Annotated in this window: 14 protein-coding genes and 1 tRNA gene; 14 read left to right on the top strand and 1 reads right to left on the bottom strand. The window is 60.2% G+C overall.

The genetic code is table 11. The features are described from left to right. Nucleotides 1-25 precede the first annotated feature (25 nt). The 7 genes from ilvD (at nucleotide 26) to serA (ending at nucleotide 7,751) form a co-directional block, all read left to right on the top strand. Nucleotides 26-1,720, top strand: a complete 1,695-nt coding sequence (gene ilvD / locus FB555_RS05390) for a dihydroxy-acid dehydratase (RefSeq protein WP_182484439.1) — start codon at nucleotides 26-28, stop codon at nucleotides 1,718-1,720. Nucleotides 1,721-1,789: 69 nt separating this feature from the next. After that, complete coding sequence (locus FB555_RS05385; RefSeq protein WP_220475861.1) at nucleotides 1,790-3,571, top strand: acetolactate synthase large subunit; 1,782 nt, start codon at nucleotides 1,790-1,792, stop codon at nucleotides 3,569-3,571. Nucleotides 3,572-3,584: 13 nt separating this feature from the next. Then, nucleotides 3,585-4,094, top strand: coding sequence for an acetolactate synthase small subunit (ilvN, locus tag FB555_RS05380; protein ID WP_182484437.1), 510 nt, complete (start codon nucleotides 3,585-3,587; stop codon nucleotides 4,092-4,094). Between the two features lie 39 nt (nucleotides 4,095-4,133). Continuing rightward, the gene (gene ilvC, locus FB555_RS05375; RefSeq protein ID WP_182484436.1) at nucleotides 4,134-5,159 is read left to right on the top strand and encodes a ketol-acid reductoisomerase; all 1,026 of its coding nucleotides are present in this window, start codon (nucleotides 4,134-4,136) and stop codon (nucleotides 5,157-5,159) included. 50 nt (nucleotides 5,160-5,209) lie between these two features. Next, nucleotides 5,210-5,734 (top strand): hypothetical protein, encoded by a 525-nt coding sequence (locus FB555_RS05370; RefSeq protein ID WP_182484435.1) that lies wholly within the window; start codon nucleotides 5,210-5,212, stop codon nucleotides 5,732-5,734. After that, entirely contained in the window at nucleotides 5,722-6,051 is a 330-nt protein-coding gene (locus tag FB555_RS05365) for a hypothetical protein (RefSeq protein WP_182484434.1), read from the top strand. Before FB555_RS05370 ends, FB555_RS05365 begins: the two co-directional genes overlap by 13 nt. Nucleotides 6,052-6,155: 104 nt before the next feature. Then, complete coding sequence (gene serA / locus FB555_RS05360; RefSeq protein WP_182484433.1) at nucleotides 6,156-7,751, top strand: phosphoglycerate dehydrogenase; 1,596 nt, start codon at nucleotides 6,156-6,158, stop codon at nucleotides 7,749-7,751. Here serA and FB555_RS05355 read toward each other — a convergent pair. After that, nucleotides 7,738-8,349: a TetR/AcrR family transcriptional regulator gene (locus FB555_RS05355; protein WP_182484432.1), complete on the bottom strand. Its 612-nt coding sequence runs from the start codon at nucleotides 8,347-8,349 to the stop codon at nucleotides 7,738-7,740. The two genes, serA and FB555_RS05355, sit on opposite strands and share 14 nt — an antisense overlap. A gap of 125 nt (nucleotides 8,350-8,474) precedes the next feature. Between FB555_RS05355 and FB555_RS05350 the strand changes: the two genes are divergently transcribed. The 7 genes from FB555_RS05350 (at nucleotide 8,475) to FB555_RS05320 (ending at nucleotide 15,412) form a co-directional block, all read left to right on the top strand. After that, nucleotides 8,475-10,028 carry an MFS transporter gene (locus tag FB555_RS05350; protein ID WP_182484431.1) on the top strand — a complete coding sequence of 518 codons (1,554 nt, stop codon included), beginning with the start codon at nucleotides 8,475-8,477 and terminating at the stop codon, nucleotides 10,026-10,028. Nucleotides 10,029-10,103: 75 nt separating this feature from the next. Further along, nucleotides 10,104-11,168: a 3-isopropylmalate dehydrogenase gene (locus FB555_RS05345; RefSeq protein WP_182484430.1), complete on the top strand. Its 1,065-nt coding sequence runs from the start codon at nucleotides 10,104-10,106 to the stop codon at nucleotides 11,166-11,168. Nucleotides 11,169-11,253: 85 nt separating this feature from the next. After that, nucleotides 11,254-12,366, top strand: a complete 1,113-nt coding sequence (locus FB555_RS05340) for a branched-chain amino acid aminotransferase (protein WP_182484429.1) — start codon at nucleotides 11,254-11,256, stop codon at nucleotides 12,364-12,366. After that, nucleotides 12,363-13,871, top strand: coding sequence for a glutamate--tRNA ligase (gltX, locus tag FB555_RS05335; RefSeq protein WP_182484428.1), 1,509 nt, complete (start codon nucleotides 12,363-12,365; stop codon nucleotides 13,869-13,871). The genes FB555_RS05340 and gltX overlap by 4 nt, the downstream gene beginning before the upstream one ends. A gap of 83 nt (nucleotides 13,872-13,954) precedes the next feature. Next, nucleotides 13,955-14,026: transfer RNA gene (locus FB555_RS05330), tRNA-Gln, on the top strand. Between the two features lie 56 nt (nucleotides 14,027-14,082). Continuing rightward, the gene (locus FB555_RS05325; RefSeq protein ID WP_182484427.1) at nucleotides 14,083-14,886 is read left to right on the top strand and encodes a hypothetical protein; all 804 of its coding nucleotides are present in this window, start codon (nucleotides 14,083-14,085) and stop codon (nucleotides 14,884-14,886) included. A gap of 100 nt (nucleotides 14,887-14,986) precedes the next feature. After that, a complete protein-coding gene (locus tag FB555_RS05320) occupies nucleotides 14,987-15,412 on the top strand; it encodes an RrF2 family transcriptional regulator (RefSeq protein ID WP_182484426.1) in 426 nt (141 codons plus the stop codon). The last annotated feature ends 5 nt before the right edge of the window (nucleotides 15,413-15,417 follow it).

Here is a 15,417-nt window from a genome sequence, read left to right as displayed (position 1 = left end):
TCGGCAACGTCATAGACTTAGGTTTATGCCTGAATTCGACATGAAACCGCGCAGTCGCGACGTAACTGACGGTATTGAGAAGGCCGCCTCGCGCGGCATGTTGCGTGCCGTCGGAATGGGAGATGCCGACTGGGCAAAACCCCAGATTGGTGTCGCTTCCAGCTGGAACGAGATCACCCCCTGCAACTTGAGCCTGGATCGCCTCGCTCAAGCCTGCAAAGAGGGCGTGCACTCCGGTGGCGGATACCCCCTCCAATTCGGCACCGTCTCTGTGTCCGACGGCATCGCCATGGGCCACGAAGGAATGCACTTCTCTCTGGTTTCGCGGGAAGTCATTGCCGACTCCGTTGAGGTTGTCATGCAGGCCGAGCGTCTCGACGGTTCCGTTCTCTTGGCCGGTTGTGACAAGTCACTTCCCGGCATGTTGATGGCCGCGGCCCGTCTCGACCTCGCCTCCGTCTTTCTCTACGCCGGTTCGATTGCACCGGGCTGGGTTCGCCTGAGTGATGGCACCGAGAAGACCGTCACGATCATCGACGCGTTCGAAGCCATTGGTGCCTGCAAGGCCGGCACGATGAGCGAAGCCGATCTCGATCTCATTGAACGCGCTATTTGCCCCGGTGAGGGTGCCTGTGGCGGAATGTACACCGCCAACACCATGGCTTCTGTTGCCGAGGCACTCGGAATGAGCCTGCCCGGCTCGGCCGCTCCCGCTTCTGCTGACCGTCGCCGGGACTACTTCGCTCACCGTTCTGGTGAGGCTGTGGTCAATATGATCCGCCTCGGCATCACCGCGCGGGACATCATGACGAAGAAGGCTTTCGAGAACGCTATTGCGGTTGTTATGGCCTTCGGTGGTTCCACCAATGCCGTTCTTCACCTTCTGGCAATTGCCCGCGAGGCGGAAGTCGATTTAACCCTGGCGGACTTCAACCGCATCGCCGACAAGGTTCCCCACTTGGGTGACCTCAAGCCGTTCGGTCAGTTCGTCATGAGCGACGTTGACCGCGTCGGTGGCGTACCCGTAGTGATGAAGGCTCTGCTGGATGCCGGCCTGATGCACGGTGACGCGCTTACCGTCACCGGAAAGACGCTTGCTGAGAACCTCGCCGACTTAAGCCTTCCGGGGCTCGATGGAACGGTTATCCGCACAATGGATAACCCCATTCACGCCACCGGAGGTATCTCCGTTCTGCACGGATCTCTTGCTCCAGAGGGTGCCGTTGTGAAGACCGCTGGGTTCGATCTTGAGGTGTTTGAAGGCCCCGCGCGGGTCTTCGAACGCGAGCGTGCCGCCATGGACGCCCTCACCGAAGGCACAATTCTGGCCGGCGATGTCATCGTTATTCGCTACGAAGGCCCTAAAGGTGGTCCGGGAATGCGCGAGATGCTCGCCATCACGGCGGCCATCAAGGGCGCGGGACTGGGGAAAGATGTTCTACTATTAACTGATGGCCGTTTCTCAGGCGGCACAACCGGACTGTGTATTGGCCATCTAGCTCCCGAGGCTGTTGACGGTGGACCCGTCGCCCTCGTGCGCGATGGTGATCTCATACGGGTCGATATCGCAGCTCGAACTATTGACTTACTCGTTGATGATGCCGAGCTCGAAGCCCGCCGTGTTGGTTGGGCTCCGCTTCCTCCGCGCTACACCCGTGGCGTTCTAGCGAAGTACGCCAAGTTGGTGCACTCCGCTTCTGAGGGTGCGATTACGGGCTAACGCCCCCGCTCACTTTTCGCCTCCAGCAAGGGAATTCTTGTGGCTTCAGAATCAGTCCCCACGTCCACGTTGGCTTCGGCCACCCATGCCGACTCCGGCGCCCCCGAGGTTATCTCGGGTGCCGCCGCCGTGGTGCGCACGCTCGAACTTCTCGGGGTGACCGACGTGTTCGGCCTGCCCGGCGGCGCCATTTTGCCGGTCTATGACCCCCTGATGGACTCCAAGAAGCTGCGCCACATTTTGGTGCGCCACGAACAAGGCGCCGGTCACGCTGCTGAGGGGTACGCATCGGCCAGTGGTCGCGTTGGTGTCTGTATCGCCACAAGTGGCCCCGGGGCCACCAACTTGGTGACGGCTATTGCCGACGCCTACATGGACTCCGTACCGATCCTGGCCATCACCGGTCAGGTCTTCAGTCACCTGATGGGAACGGATGCTTTTCAGGAGGCGGACATCGTGGGAATCACGATGCCCATCACCAAGCACTCCTTTCTGGTGACAAAAGCCGAAGATATTCCTGCCACCATTGCGGCTGCGTACCACGTGTGCTCCACTGGTCGCCCCGGGCCCGTCCTGGTCGACATCACCAAAGACGCTCAGCAGGCGATGGCCCCGTTCATCTGGCCTCCCGTGATGGATCTGCCCGGCTATCGCCCCGTCACCAAGGCGCACGGCAAGCAGATTCAGGCCGCCGCCGAACTCATTATTGAAGCCAAGCAGCCCGTGTTCTACGTGGGCGGTGGCATCGTTCGGGCCGGAGCCTCGGCCGAGCTGCTCGCATTGGCCGAAGCCATCGGTGCTCCCGTTGTCACGACCTTGATGGCGCGCGGAGCTTTTCCCGACTCCCACATCCAGAATCTTGGTATGCCCGGTATGCACGGCACCGTTCCCGCCGTGTTGGCCCTGCAAGACGCCGACCTGCTCATCACACTCGGCGCGCGCTTCGATGACCGTGTGACCGGCAAGGCTGAACTCTTTGCCCCCAATGCCAAGGTCATTCACGTGGACATCGACCCCGCCGAGATCGGCAAGATTCGTCAGGTCGAAGTTCCCATCGTGGGCGACGCCAAAGATGTTCTGCCCGACCTGCTCGCCGCGTACGCGGAGCTGGCCAACGGTAAGAAGCTTGAGATCAGCGAATGGTGGGCCACGCTCAACGGTCTGCGCGAGGAATACCCTCTGGGTTACACCGAGCCGGCCGACGGATTGCTGTCGCCTCAGTACGTTATCTCGCGCATTGGTGAGATCAGTGGCCCCGAAGCGGTCTACGCCTCGGGCGTTGGTCAACACCAAATGTGGTCTGCTCAGTTCATCAAATACGAGCGCCCCAACGCGTGGCTGAACTCCGGTGGCGCGGGCACCATGGGCTACTCGGTTCCCGCCGCCATGGGTGCCAAGGTGTCGCAGCCAGATCGCACCGTATGGGCCATTGATGGTGACGGATGCTTCCAGATGACCAACCAGGAGTTGGCCACCTGCACGCTGAATAACATCCCCATTAAGGTCGCCATCATCAACAATTCCTCGCTGGGCATGGTTCGCCAGTGGCAGACCCTGTTCTACGACGGCCGCCACTCGAACACCGACCTGAACACCGGTCACGACACCGTTCGCGTGCCCGACTTCGTGAAGTTGGCCGATGCGTATGGTGCCCTAGGCATCCGTGTCACCAAAAAATCTGAAGTCGATGCCGCCATCAAGCTGGCCATTGAGACCAACGATCGTCCCGTCGTTATTGACTTCGTAGTCAGCGCGGATGCGATGGTGTGGCCCATGGTGCCGCAGGGTGTCAGCAACAGTTACGTTCAATATGCCAAGGACCACGCCCCCACGTGGGACACGGACGAGTAGAGGAGTCGCCATCATGAGCACACACGTTCTGAGCCTCCTCGTTGAGGACAAACCAGGCCTTTTGACCCGTGTTGCCGGGCTTTTTGCGCGCCGCGGATTCAACATTGAGTCCCTCGCCGTAGGCCACAGCGAAATTGACGGCCTCTCGCGCATCACCATCGTGGTCGATGTCGACATTCTTCCGCTCGAGCAGATCACCAAGCAGCTCAACAAGCTGATCAACGTGATCAAAATTGTCGAACTCGATCAGACGCAGTCCGTTCAGCGTGAGCACCTTCTGATCAAGGTGCGCGTGGATAACGCCTCGCGCTCGCAGGTACTCGAAGCGGTCACGTTGTTCCGCGCTCGCGTGGTCGATGTGGCCACGGATGCCGTAGTGATCGAGGTCACCGGCGACTCCGGCAAGGTCAACGCGTTGCTGCGCGTGCTCGAGCCCTACGGCATCAAAGAGATTGCCCAGTCGGGCCTTCTGGCCATCGGTCGTGGCAGCAAGTCCATCACCGAACGAGTTTTCAAGAACTAAGACCCTTCCGGCACCACCCATCACAAGGAGAAATACACAGTGACTGAAATTCACTACGACAAAGACGCCGACCTTTCCCTCATCCAGGGCAAGAAAGTTGCCGTTATCGGCTACGGCTCGCAGGGCCACGCCCACGCGCTGAACCTTCGCGACTCGGGTGTCGAGGTCGTTGTCGGCCTGAAGGCTGGCTCCACGTCCATCGCCAAGGCAGAAGAGGCCGGCTTTAAGGTTCTCTCCACCGCGGAGGCCGCAGCCTGGGGTGACGTCATCGTCATCTTGGCTCCCGACCAGTTCCAACGCCACCTATACGCCGACGATGTTGCCCCCAACCTGGCGGCCGGCAAGACGCTTGTCTTCGGACACGGCTTCAACATTCGCTTCGGCTACATCACGGCTCCCTCGGGCGTAGACGTTATTCTCGTTGCGCCCAAGGGCCCGGGTCACACCGTTCGTCGCGAGTTCGAGGCAGGCCGTGGCGTTCCCGTCATCGTTGCTGTCGAGCAGGATGCTTCCGGTCACGCGTGGGATCTCGCGTGGTCGTACTCCAAGGCAATCGGTGGCCTTCGCGCCGGCGGCATCAAGACCACGTTCACCGAGGAGACCGAGACCGACTTGTTCGGCGAGCAGGCCGTTCTTTGTGGTGGCACCTCGCAGCTCGTTCAGTACGGCTTCGAGACCCTTATCGAGGCTGGCTACCAGCCCGAGATCGCCTATTTCGAGGTTCTTCACGAGCTCAAGCTCATCGTTGACCTCATGTGGGAGGGTGGCATCGCCAAGCAGCGTTGGTCCGTCTCTGATACCGCTGAGTACGGAGACTACGTTTCTGGCCCCCGCGTCATCGACCCCAGTGTCAAAGAGAACATGAAGGCTGTTTTGGCTGACATCCAGTCGGGTGCCTTTGCCAAGCGTTTCATTGATGACCAGGATGCTGGTGGCCCCGAGTTCATCGCACTGCGCGAGAAGGGTGCCGCACACCCCATTGAGGAAACCGGCAAGAAGCTTCGCGCTCTCTTCGCTTGGAAGCAGCAGGACGCCGACTACACCGATGGTTCGGCTGCTCGCTAGCACCTCCGCAATTTAGATAACGACGAAGGGGATGCGCCAAGCGCGTTCGAATGATCGATAACGACGAAGAAGCCCTTGCCTGGGCAGGCGATAATGATGAGCGCCTGACCACAGGGTCAACGTCGAAATCTCCCGTTCGAAAGCGCCGCGCATCCCCTTCGGCGTCCCCTGACACCACCCCTACGTCCCCTGCCGCTGCTGAGACGGTAGCTGAGAGGCAAGCCGTCGAGCAATCGTGGTCGCCGAGTGAAAATGTCGCGGCGAAGATTGACGAAGATGGCCCGGGCGGGCTCTCTTCGCGCGAGGGAATCGTGCTGGGAGTGCTGGGCGGCATTTACCTGCTGTTCAGCGCCGCGTGGATCGTGACGGCGTTGCGCAACCCCGTGCAGATTGCCGACCCCCTCGGGTCGATCACGTTCATTGCGGGACTCTGGATGGCGGCCCTTGCCCCGGCAGCCTGGTTCGCGGCCACGCTTGTGTATGGCCGCCGCCGCTCGTTCCTGTGGCGCTTCATATTGCTGACTGTGGGAGCGATTCTCGTTATCCCTTGGCCGTACTTCTCGTGGGCATCGTGAAGCGCTCGGTGGGCGGCTGGGTTATCGTCACCGTCTTTGCCTTGCTCTTTGCCGATGATGTATGGGAAGCCCTCGGCAATTTCATTGGCATCAATTATCAACGCTTGGCCTTAGGGCTAGACCTGACCGGATGGGGGTGGGCGTTCCTTCTCTTCGGCATTTTCGTTCCCGTGATTCTGTTCTTCCTCGTGTTGTTCGTTACGAGAAAGATGCCAGCTTGGCGGTCCCTGCCCGTCTTTATCGTGGCTGTCATGATTTCGGCCGTGATCGCTTTAGACATCACTTTGGCGGTCCCGTACACCCTCATTCTGGGGTAAATGGGCCAAAGCCCTCCGGTAGACTGGGGTCTTCCCCCGTGCGCCAAGTTTGCCTTCGGCGCCTGCCTTTTAGCCCAAGAATGCCCACGAAGGATTCATTTCACGTGACCAAGCCTGTCGTCCTCATAGCTGAAGAGCTTTCACCCGCCACCGTAGATGCCCTGGGCCCTGATTTTGACGTTCGTATCGTCGATGGCACAGACCGGCCCGCACTGCTCGAAGCTCTCCACACCGCTCACGCCATTCTCGTTCGCAGTGCGACGAAGGTAGACGAAGAAGCCATTGCGGCAGCTCCTCACCTGAAGGTCATCGCCCGCGCGGGTGTGGGCCTCGACAACGTAGACATCAAGGCGGCTACGGCTGCCGGTGTCATGGTCGTGAACGCGCCCACCTCCAACATCATTTCGGCGGCGGAGTTGACTATCGGCCATATTTTGAGCTTGTCTCGTTACATTCCTCAGGCACATGCGGCGTTGGCCCAGGGACAATGGAAGCGGTCTTCCTTCACCGGGACCGAGATCTTCGAGAAGACCATCGGCATCATCGGTTTGGGGCGCATTGGCGCGCTCATTGCCGCCCGCATGCAGGCTTTCGACACCAAGATTGTCGCTTTCGATCCCTACGTAACGTCGGCACGCGCACAGCAGCTGGGCGTTCAGCTCTTGAGCCTCGACGAGTTACTCGAGCAAAGCGACTTCATCACCATTCACATGCCCAAGACGCCCGAAACCACGGGCATGATCAGCACCGAGCAACTTGCCAAGATGAAATCCACGGCATACATCGTCAACGTTGCTCGCGGTGGCCTCATTGACGAAGATGCTCTGCACCACGCACTCGTCAACAACGTCATCGCCGGCGCCGGTCTCGACGTGTTCGTCAACGAGCCTCCCACGGGTTCGCCGCTCTTGGGCCTGGCCAACATTGTGGTCACACCGCACCTCGGCGCCTCGACCGATGAGGCGCAGGAGAAGGCGGGGGTCTCGGTTGCCAAGTCGGTTCGCCTGGCTCTGGGGGGTGAGCTCGTTCCCGATGCGGTGAACGTTGCCGGTGGTGTCATTGATCCTTACGTGCGCCCCGCTATTCCCTTGTTCGAGAAGCTCGGTCAGGTGTTCTCCGGGCTTGCCCACGCGAGCCCCCTCACCTCCGTGGACGTTGAAGTTCGCGGCGAGATCACACAGTACGACGTAAAGGTTCTTCGCCTCGCTGCTCTCAAGGGCATCTTCACCAACATCGTGAGCGAGACGGTGTCCTACGTTAATGCGCCCCTGCTCGCCGAACAGCGCGGCATCGAAGTGCGCATGATTTCAGAGGAAGAGTCGCCCGAGTACCGCACGGTTCTCACTCTCCGCGGTGCATTGAGCGACGGCTCGCAGGTTTCGGTTTCGGGCACGCTGGTCGGAACAAAGCAGATCCAAAAGATCGTCGAGATCAACGGCTACGAAGTGGATGTGCCCATCGACGACCACCTCATTGTCATGCAGTACATCGACCGCCCGGGCATTGTCGCCATCTATGGCAAAGAGTTCGGCGACGCGAAGATCAACATTGCGGGAATGCAGATTTCACGCCAGGCAGAGGGCGGAAAGGCGTTGAGTGTCTTAACCGTTGACTCTCCCGTTCCTCCAGCACTGCTGGAGAAGTTGCGTGTGGCCATTGACGCCGACGTGATGCTCGAAGTGGACATTACGGAGCTTTAACGCCGGTTCGGGAGGGAATCGCCGTGAGGGTCTCCAAAAGGGCGATGATCCCCTCAAGGTCCGGTTGGTGCGCGGTGGCGGCGGTGTCAAAGGTGGCAGCCGGATGGGGGTCGTCAGTCGGGAAGAAGGCCGCACCATAGTAGAGGCCGTCGCTGATCAGCATTATCGTGCGTGTCAGCACCGGGTCGCCGACGGTCTCCAGCACCGCTTCATACCACGCCTCGTTCGCGGCGCGCAGTGCCTGTCGTGCCCGGGAGTTCGAGGCCTGCGCCAAGCGGGAGACGGCGACGAGCGCACGGTCCAAGGTGTTGCCGGTAGTGGGTGAAGTGCGAATGAGGTGGGCTACAGGCCCCGCCTCCGACGAGTGGATCTCTGCGACATCCAGTGCCACCATCATCTCGAGGCGGGCCAGGAGGCCGTCGATGAGCACCTCCTTTGAGCCGAAGTGGTAAAGCAAACCGCCCTTGGAGATTCCGGCTGAACCTGCCACAGCCTCGAGCGTCGCCGCACGTTCGCCGCTCTCGCCAAGGAGCGCCTCGAACGCGTCAAGAATGCGTTCACGTGTGCTGGTGGCTGGTGTCTTTTCGTTGTCAGTCATACGTATTAATCCGTCCCTCACGTCTCGTAGTCCGGAAGGCTATAGTATTACTGTACCAGCCGGACGGTATAGTGAGAAATGTGCGGTAGCTTCCGCGCTCCAACGCTGAACAAACATCGATAACAATGGCAATCCGTAAAACCGTGAACAACGACAACCAATCCGCCGGAACATCCCCGACGGTCGACGGGCGCGCCCGTGTCAAGCAGTGGCTTGCGCTCGTTATGCTGATGCTTCCCGTGCTCCTCGTCGCGGTGGACAACACCGTGCTGAGCTTTGCACTGCCCGTCATCTCCGAGTCCCTCACGCCCAACGCCGCCGCCCAGCTGTGGATCGTCGACGCCTACCCGCTCGTACTTGCGGGCCTCCTGGTCGCTATGGGGAGCTTTGGCGACCGCTGGGGGCGCAAACGGATGCTTCTGATCGGCGCGACCGGGTTCGGCCTCGTCTCCATCGGCGCGGCCTTCGTGCCCAATGCCGAGATGTTGATCTTGGCCCGCGTCGGACTCGGCTTCTTCGGTGCCATGTTGATGCCGTCTACCCTGTCGCTGCTGCGCTCAATCTTCCCCAATCGGGAGCAGCGCCGGCTTGCCATCGCGATCTGGGCTTCGGGCTTCTCGGCGGGCGCCGCCCTCGGCCCGATCGTCGGCGGTATTCTGCTCGAGCAATTCGGGTGGGGCTCCGTGTTTCTTATCGCTGTGCCTGTCCTGCTTCCATTGCTCATCTTCGCGCCGTTTCTGATTCCCGAGTCCAAGGACCCGAACCCCGGAAAGGTCGACCCGGTGAGCATCGTGCTCTCGATGGTGACCCTGGTTCCGCTCGTCTTTGCGATAAAGCAGTTCGCTACTGAGGGATTCCAGCCAGTCGAGCTCGTGCTCGTGGCCACCGGAGTTGTTGCTGGTGTGGTCTTCGTGCGCCGTCAGCTGAGTCGGGATAACCCGATGCTCGACATGCGGTTGTTCGAGAACAGCGTCTTTAGTGGTGCGGTCCTGATCAACCTCGTCAGCGTGTTCTCGCTCGTCGGCTTCCTGTTTTTTGCCTCTCAGCACTTGCAACTCGTGCTTGATCTGAGTCCGATTGACGCCGCGTTCGCTCTGGTTCCCGGCCTGATCGTGATGGTCATCTCCGGACTTGGCGTGGTGCGCGTCGTACGTTACATTCGACCCGGCTTTGTCGTCGCCACGGGCTTGGCCTTCGGCGGCACGGGATATTTCATCGTCATGATCACCGGGCAAAATGCTTCTGCTCTCACCCTGGCGATAGCGTTCGCCGTTCTCGGACTTGGCATTGGAGCGGCGGAGACCATCTCGAACGACCTCATCATTGCGGCCGTGCCTCCTGCCAAGGCCGGGGCCGCATCCGGGGTGTCGGAAACCTCGTACGAACTCGGTGCGGTGCTCGGTACCGCGGTGCTGGGCTCGATTCTCACGGCGAGCTACTCGTCGCACATTCGGATCCCGGACGGCATCAGCGCCGAACAGGCGGATGCCGCTTCCCAAACCCTTGGCGGCGCAGTATCCGTCGCACGCAGCCTGGGAGAGCCTCTTGGAACGGAGCTGCTCGAGTCGGCACGTCATGCGTTCGACAGCGGGGTGGTGCTGACCAGTGGCATTGGCTTCATCCTGATGGTGTTGGCTGTGGGCTTGGCTCTGTTCACGCTTCGCCGGGAACGCCCTTAAAATCAACGCGCAAGCGCACTGCTGGTTCGCCGGTAACCTAGAAGCATTGCCATAACCTTCCAACGCAGGAGCGCCATGTCACGCACGATCACACTTGCTGTTATTCCCGGAGACGGGATTGGCCCTGAGGTTGTCACCGAGGCCATAAAGGTTCTTGATGCGGTCGCGGTGGGAGCGAATCTCACCGTCGCGAAGACCACATACCATTTAGGGGCTGCACGCTACCTCGAAACCGGTGATGTTCTGAGTGACGAAGACTTGGCGTCAATCTCCACCAACGACGCCATTCTGTTGGGTGCTGTCGGGGGAGCCCCGGGTGATTCTCGAATCCCTGCCGGCATTATTGAACGTGGGCTTCTGCTGAAACTGCGCTTCAGCCTCGATCAGTTCGTGAACCTGCGCCCGACGAGGGTTTTCCCTGGTGTCGTCAGCCCTCTGGCCCATCCTGGTGATGTCGACTTCATTGTGGTGCGTGAAGGTACTGAGGGTCCTTACGTTGGTAACGGCGGTGTACTTCGTCAGGGAACATCTGCTGAAATTGCCAACGAGCTTTCGATTAACACGGCTTATGGCGTCGAGCGTGTAGTGCGTTATGCCTTCGAGTTGGCAGCCAAGCGCGACCGCAAGCTCCTCACCCTCGTGCACAAGACCAACGTTCTGGTCAACGCGGGATCCCTTTGGAGTCGCATCGTTGACGCCGTGGCTGCTGAGTATCCCCAGGTCACGGTCAATTACTTGCACGTGGATGCCGCGACGATCTTCTTCGTGACGAATCCTTCTCGTTTCGATGTGATCGTGACAGACAACCTCTTTGGTGACATCCTCACCGACCTGGCTGCCGCGATCAGTGGTGGTATTGGCCTCGCTGCCAGCGGCAACATCAACCCGACAAACACGTTTCCTTCAATGTTTGAGCCGGTCCACGGATCGGCGCCTGACATTGCCGGACAACAAAAAGCTGACCCTACGGCGGCCATTTTGTCGGTCGCGCTATTGCTGGAACACTTTGGCTACACGGAGGCAGCAGCGGTTGTCAACGCGGCTGTGACGGAAGACCTCGCCGCGCGGGGGGCTTCGGTTCGTAGCACGAGCCAGATTGGTGATGCGATTGTCGCCCGCCTCTCCTCGTTCGGCCAATAGCCGTGATAGTGCCCGCCAGGGATACTGCGAACCGCCCACTTCGCGACAGAATAGACCTACCGTTTTTCTTTTGTAAGGATTGCTCATGACCGTCACGGAAACCACGTCTTACCCCCTGCGCTTCTCGCTGACCCCGTCGCCTGCGGCGCGGGCCGAAGCCGAGCGCGAGGAGATTCTTGCCGACCCCGGTTTTGGCAAGCATTTCACTGACCACATGGTCTCCATCGACTGGACCACGGCCGCCGGCTGGCACGATGCGCAGGTCATTCCGTATGGTCCGTTGATGCTCGATCCCGCGGCATCCGTGTTGCACTACGCACAAGAAATCTTTGAGGGTCTCAAGGTCTACCGTCACGCCGACGGCTCCCTTCACACCTTTCGTCCCGAAGCTAATGCGCGCCGCTTGCAGCGTTCCGCCCAGCGTTTGGCGTTGCCTGAGCTTTCGGTTGAGGACTTCATCGAGTCGCTTCGTCGCCTCGTCGCTGTGGATGGCCAGTGGGTGCCCTCGGCCCCCGAGACGAGCTTGTATATTCGCCCGTTCATGATCGCCAATGAGAGTTTCTTAGGGGTACGCGCGGCCCACAAGGTGGGGTACTACGTCATCGCGAGCCCCGCCGGAGCGTACTTCGCCGCGGGTGTTGCTCCCGTGAAAATCTGGCTCTCCACGGAGTATTCCCGTGCCGGACGCGGCGGAACAGGTGCCGCCAAATGTGGCGGAAACTATGCTTCCTCGCTCCTTCCCCAGGTTGAAGCATACGAAAACGGCTGCGCCCAGGTGCTCTTTCTTGATGCTGAGACAGGTTCGCACGTTGACGAGCTTGGTGGCATGAATATCTTCTTCGTGCACAAAGACGGACATCTCTCTACGCCTGCACTCACGGGAACAATTCTTGAAGGCATCACGCGTCAATCCATCATTACGTTGGCGAAAGACCGCGGCCTCACGGTTGACGAAACGACCATCACGATGGACGACTGGCGCGACGGTATTGAGTCTGGCGACATCACCGAGGTCTTTGCCTGCGGCACGGCCGCCGTCATCACCCCTATCAGCCAACTGCTCGGTTCTGAGATCAGCATTGGCAACCCCGACGCTCCGGCCGGAGAGCTCACCATGAGCCTGCGTCGCGAGCTCACCGACATTCAGTACGGCCGCACCCCCGACCGTCACGGATGGCTAACGAGACTGGACGCATGACGACGATCTACCCCTATTCCACGGCAACCGGAACCGACGTTCGCGTTCGCTTCTGCCCTTCGCCTACCGGAACCCCCCACGTAGGACTCGTGCGCACCGCCTTGTTCAACTGGGCGTATGCGCGTCACACAGGCGGGAAGTTCATCTTCCGCATCGAAGACACTGATCAGGCGAGGGACTCTGAAGAGAGCTTTTTGCAGCTTGTGGACGCCATGGACTGGCTCGGCCTGGACTGGGACGAGGGCATCAACGTGGGCGGCCCCCACGAGCCCTACCGTCAGTCACAGCGCCTCGACATCTACGCCGGCATTGTTACAAGGTTGAAGGAGAGCGGCCACCTCTACGAGAGCTTCTCGACAGGTGACGAGATCGAAGCCCGCAATGTTGCCGCCGGGCGCGACCCCAAGGTCGGGTACGACAACTTCGATCGTGACTTGAGCGAGGAACAGAAGGTCGCGTACCGCGCCGAGGGCCGCGAGCCTGCCTTGCGCCTGCGCGTGCTCGATGAGGACATCACGTTTGATGACCTCGTTCGGGGCGAAATCACTTTTCCTGCCGGTTCCTTTCCGGACTTCGTGGTTGTGCGCCCCAACGGTCAACCGCTGTACACGCTGGTGAACCCCATCGATGACGCGATCATGCAGGTCACCCACGTCTTGCGTGGCGAAGACCTGTTGTCGTCGACGCCCCGCCAGATTGCGCTCTATCACGCGATGATTGACGTGGGAATTGCCACCCACATCCCGCGCTTCGGGCACCTGCCCTACGTCATGGGGGAGGGAAACAAGAAGCTCTCGAAGCGTGACCCCGAGTCGAACCTGTTCCTGCATCGCGAGCGCGGTTTCATCCCCGAGGGACTCATCAACTACCTCTCGCTGCTCGGCTGGTCGCTCACCCACGACCGGGATATCTTCACGGTGGCCGAGATGATCGAAGCTTTCGACGTGGTCGACGTGAACCCCAACCCCGCGCGCTTTGACCTCAAAAAAGCTGAGGCACTCAACGGTGACCACATTCGCATGCTCACCCCCGAGGATTTGGTCTCGCGCCTCACGCCGCAGCTGGCCACAGCCGGTTTGGTGTCGTCTCCGATAACGGATGCCCAGCTTGCCATTTTGGTGCAGGCCGCCCCCCTCGTGCAGACCCGCATGCAGGTTCTCGGCGAGGCCCCTGCCCTGCTCGAGTTCTTGTTTACGCCTATCGATGCAATTACCTATGCGGATGATGCCCTCAAGACGCTCCCCGAGAACGCGGGCGAGATTGTCGCGGCTGGTGTTGCGGCCCTCGAGCTCGTGCCTGTGGCGGAGTTTACGCACGACGTCATTCAAGAGGCTTTGAACTACGCCCTTGTCGAGGTTCTCGAGCTCAAGCCCCGCATCGCCTTTGGGCCTTTGCGCGTCGCTCTCTCCGGGCGCCGCATCTCCCCACCGCTCTTTGAGTCGATGGAGATTTTGGGCAAGGCCGAGACGATTGCTCGTCTCGTTCGCTTCGCTCAGCGGCCGTAAGCAGTGCATCATTGGCTCGGTTTGTTTAGGCCGTCTCTCGTGCGTTAAGCTTGGGAGTCGGTCAGGGCTGCGTTTTTGACCTGTGGGGTATGGTGTAATTGGCAACACGGATGATTCTGGTTCATTTGTTCTTGGTTCGAGTCCAGGTACCCCAGCAAAATAAAAACCCCCGGTTTACCGGGGGTTTTTGCTGTCTCGGTAGACTGTATCGATGATGTTTAGCAACAGATTTCATTCGAGCACCGCGATTGTCATCGCCGTCGCGGCCTCGCTCGCCCTCACGTCATGCGATTCCTCCCCGAAGACAAAGTATGTTGCCGCCAGTGGCGAGCAGGTCACGGTCGACTGGGTTGACTACCCGGGACAGGCCGGAGTCTCCGCCGCCGAAGTGCTCTTGGCACCCTCCGTGGAGGCAACCCGGACTCAATCTGCGGCCATTCTAGGTGAAATCGAGTCCAGACTGACGGCCGAGTTTGGTCTGGTTTGGGAAAATGGCCCCCGCGGGGACGGCCAGCGCATCGAGGGCGATTTCTATCCCGGTGGCGGCAACGGTTACGGTGGAAAATCCCTTTATGTCACTTTCAACTCGGTGCCCCGGGAGAGTCTCACTATCCCTACGAGCGCGGCAGACTGGCATCGCATCATGGAGGTCATTGGTGATGTCACTCGTGCATATGGAATGGGCGCACTGAAGGTTGATGGCCTCGACACCGAGCTCACCGCGGAGGATATTCAGCTCTACGGTACTGATAACCATGACGAATTCTGGCAATGGTCGGGAACGGCCTACGGGCAATCGCAGTGGGTTTCTGCGGGCCTGATCGATGTGGAGCGCGACGCGTCGAGGAAAGCACTCAGCGACATGGGCGGCAGCGTGGATTACGGGTGGAACACTCGTTCCATCACTATCTCCTATGGTGCGACAGTCCTGCCGGCCGCCGATCGGGCATCCTTCATCGAACGCGTGACGCCCTTTGCCGGGCTCTCGCAGCCCAAACCAACGGACTCCGATTGAGAGTTACCCTTCGGGTGCACCCACAGGGAGAAAATCGACCCTGGACAGATGTCAGCTCCTGATGACGCATCGTAAATCCATTCGCCTCTACTGTGGACACATGAGGATTAACGCATTTTCGGATGTCTGCTTGCGTGTGGTTATGCTGTTGGCGGCATCCCCCACAGGTGCACTGATGACGTCCCGAGCGATATCCGATGCCATCGCGACGCCCTATAACCACGTGAGTAAGGCCATCATTCGACTGCGCGAGCTCGGGCTCATTGAGGTTGCGCGCGGCCGCCTCGGAGGGGTGTGGATCAGTGCCGAGGGGCGCCGGGCCACGGTCGGCTGGCTCCTGCGTCAACTGGACACTCGCCTCGATCTTGCCGCCTGCGAAACTCCTACCGGCCCGTGCCCGCTGCTTGAGGGATGCGGGGTGCGGGGTGCTTTGCGTCGGGCACGAGAAGCGTTTTATACCGAACTTGACAACGTCGTGATTGCTGACCAGCTGCATACCCAGCTAGCGACACGGATCTTTGACTAGGCGCA

This window comes from Alpinimonas psychrophila (assembly GCF_014137865.1).
Taxonomy (GTDB): Bacteria; Actinomycetota; Actinomycetes; order Actinomycetales; family Microbacteriaceae; genus Alpinimonas; species Alpinimonas psychrophila.
The sequence above is the reverse complement of the archived record's forward strand: the minus strand, read 5'-3'. Positions and strand labels throughout refer to the sequence as shown.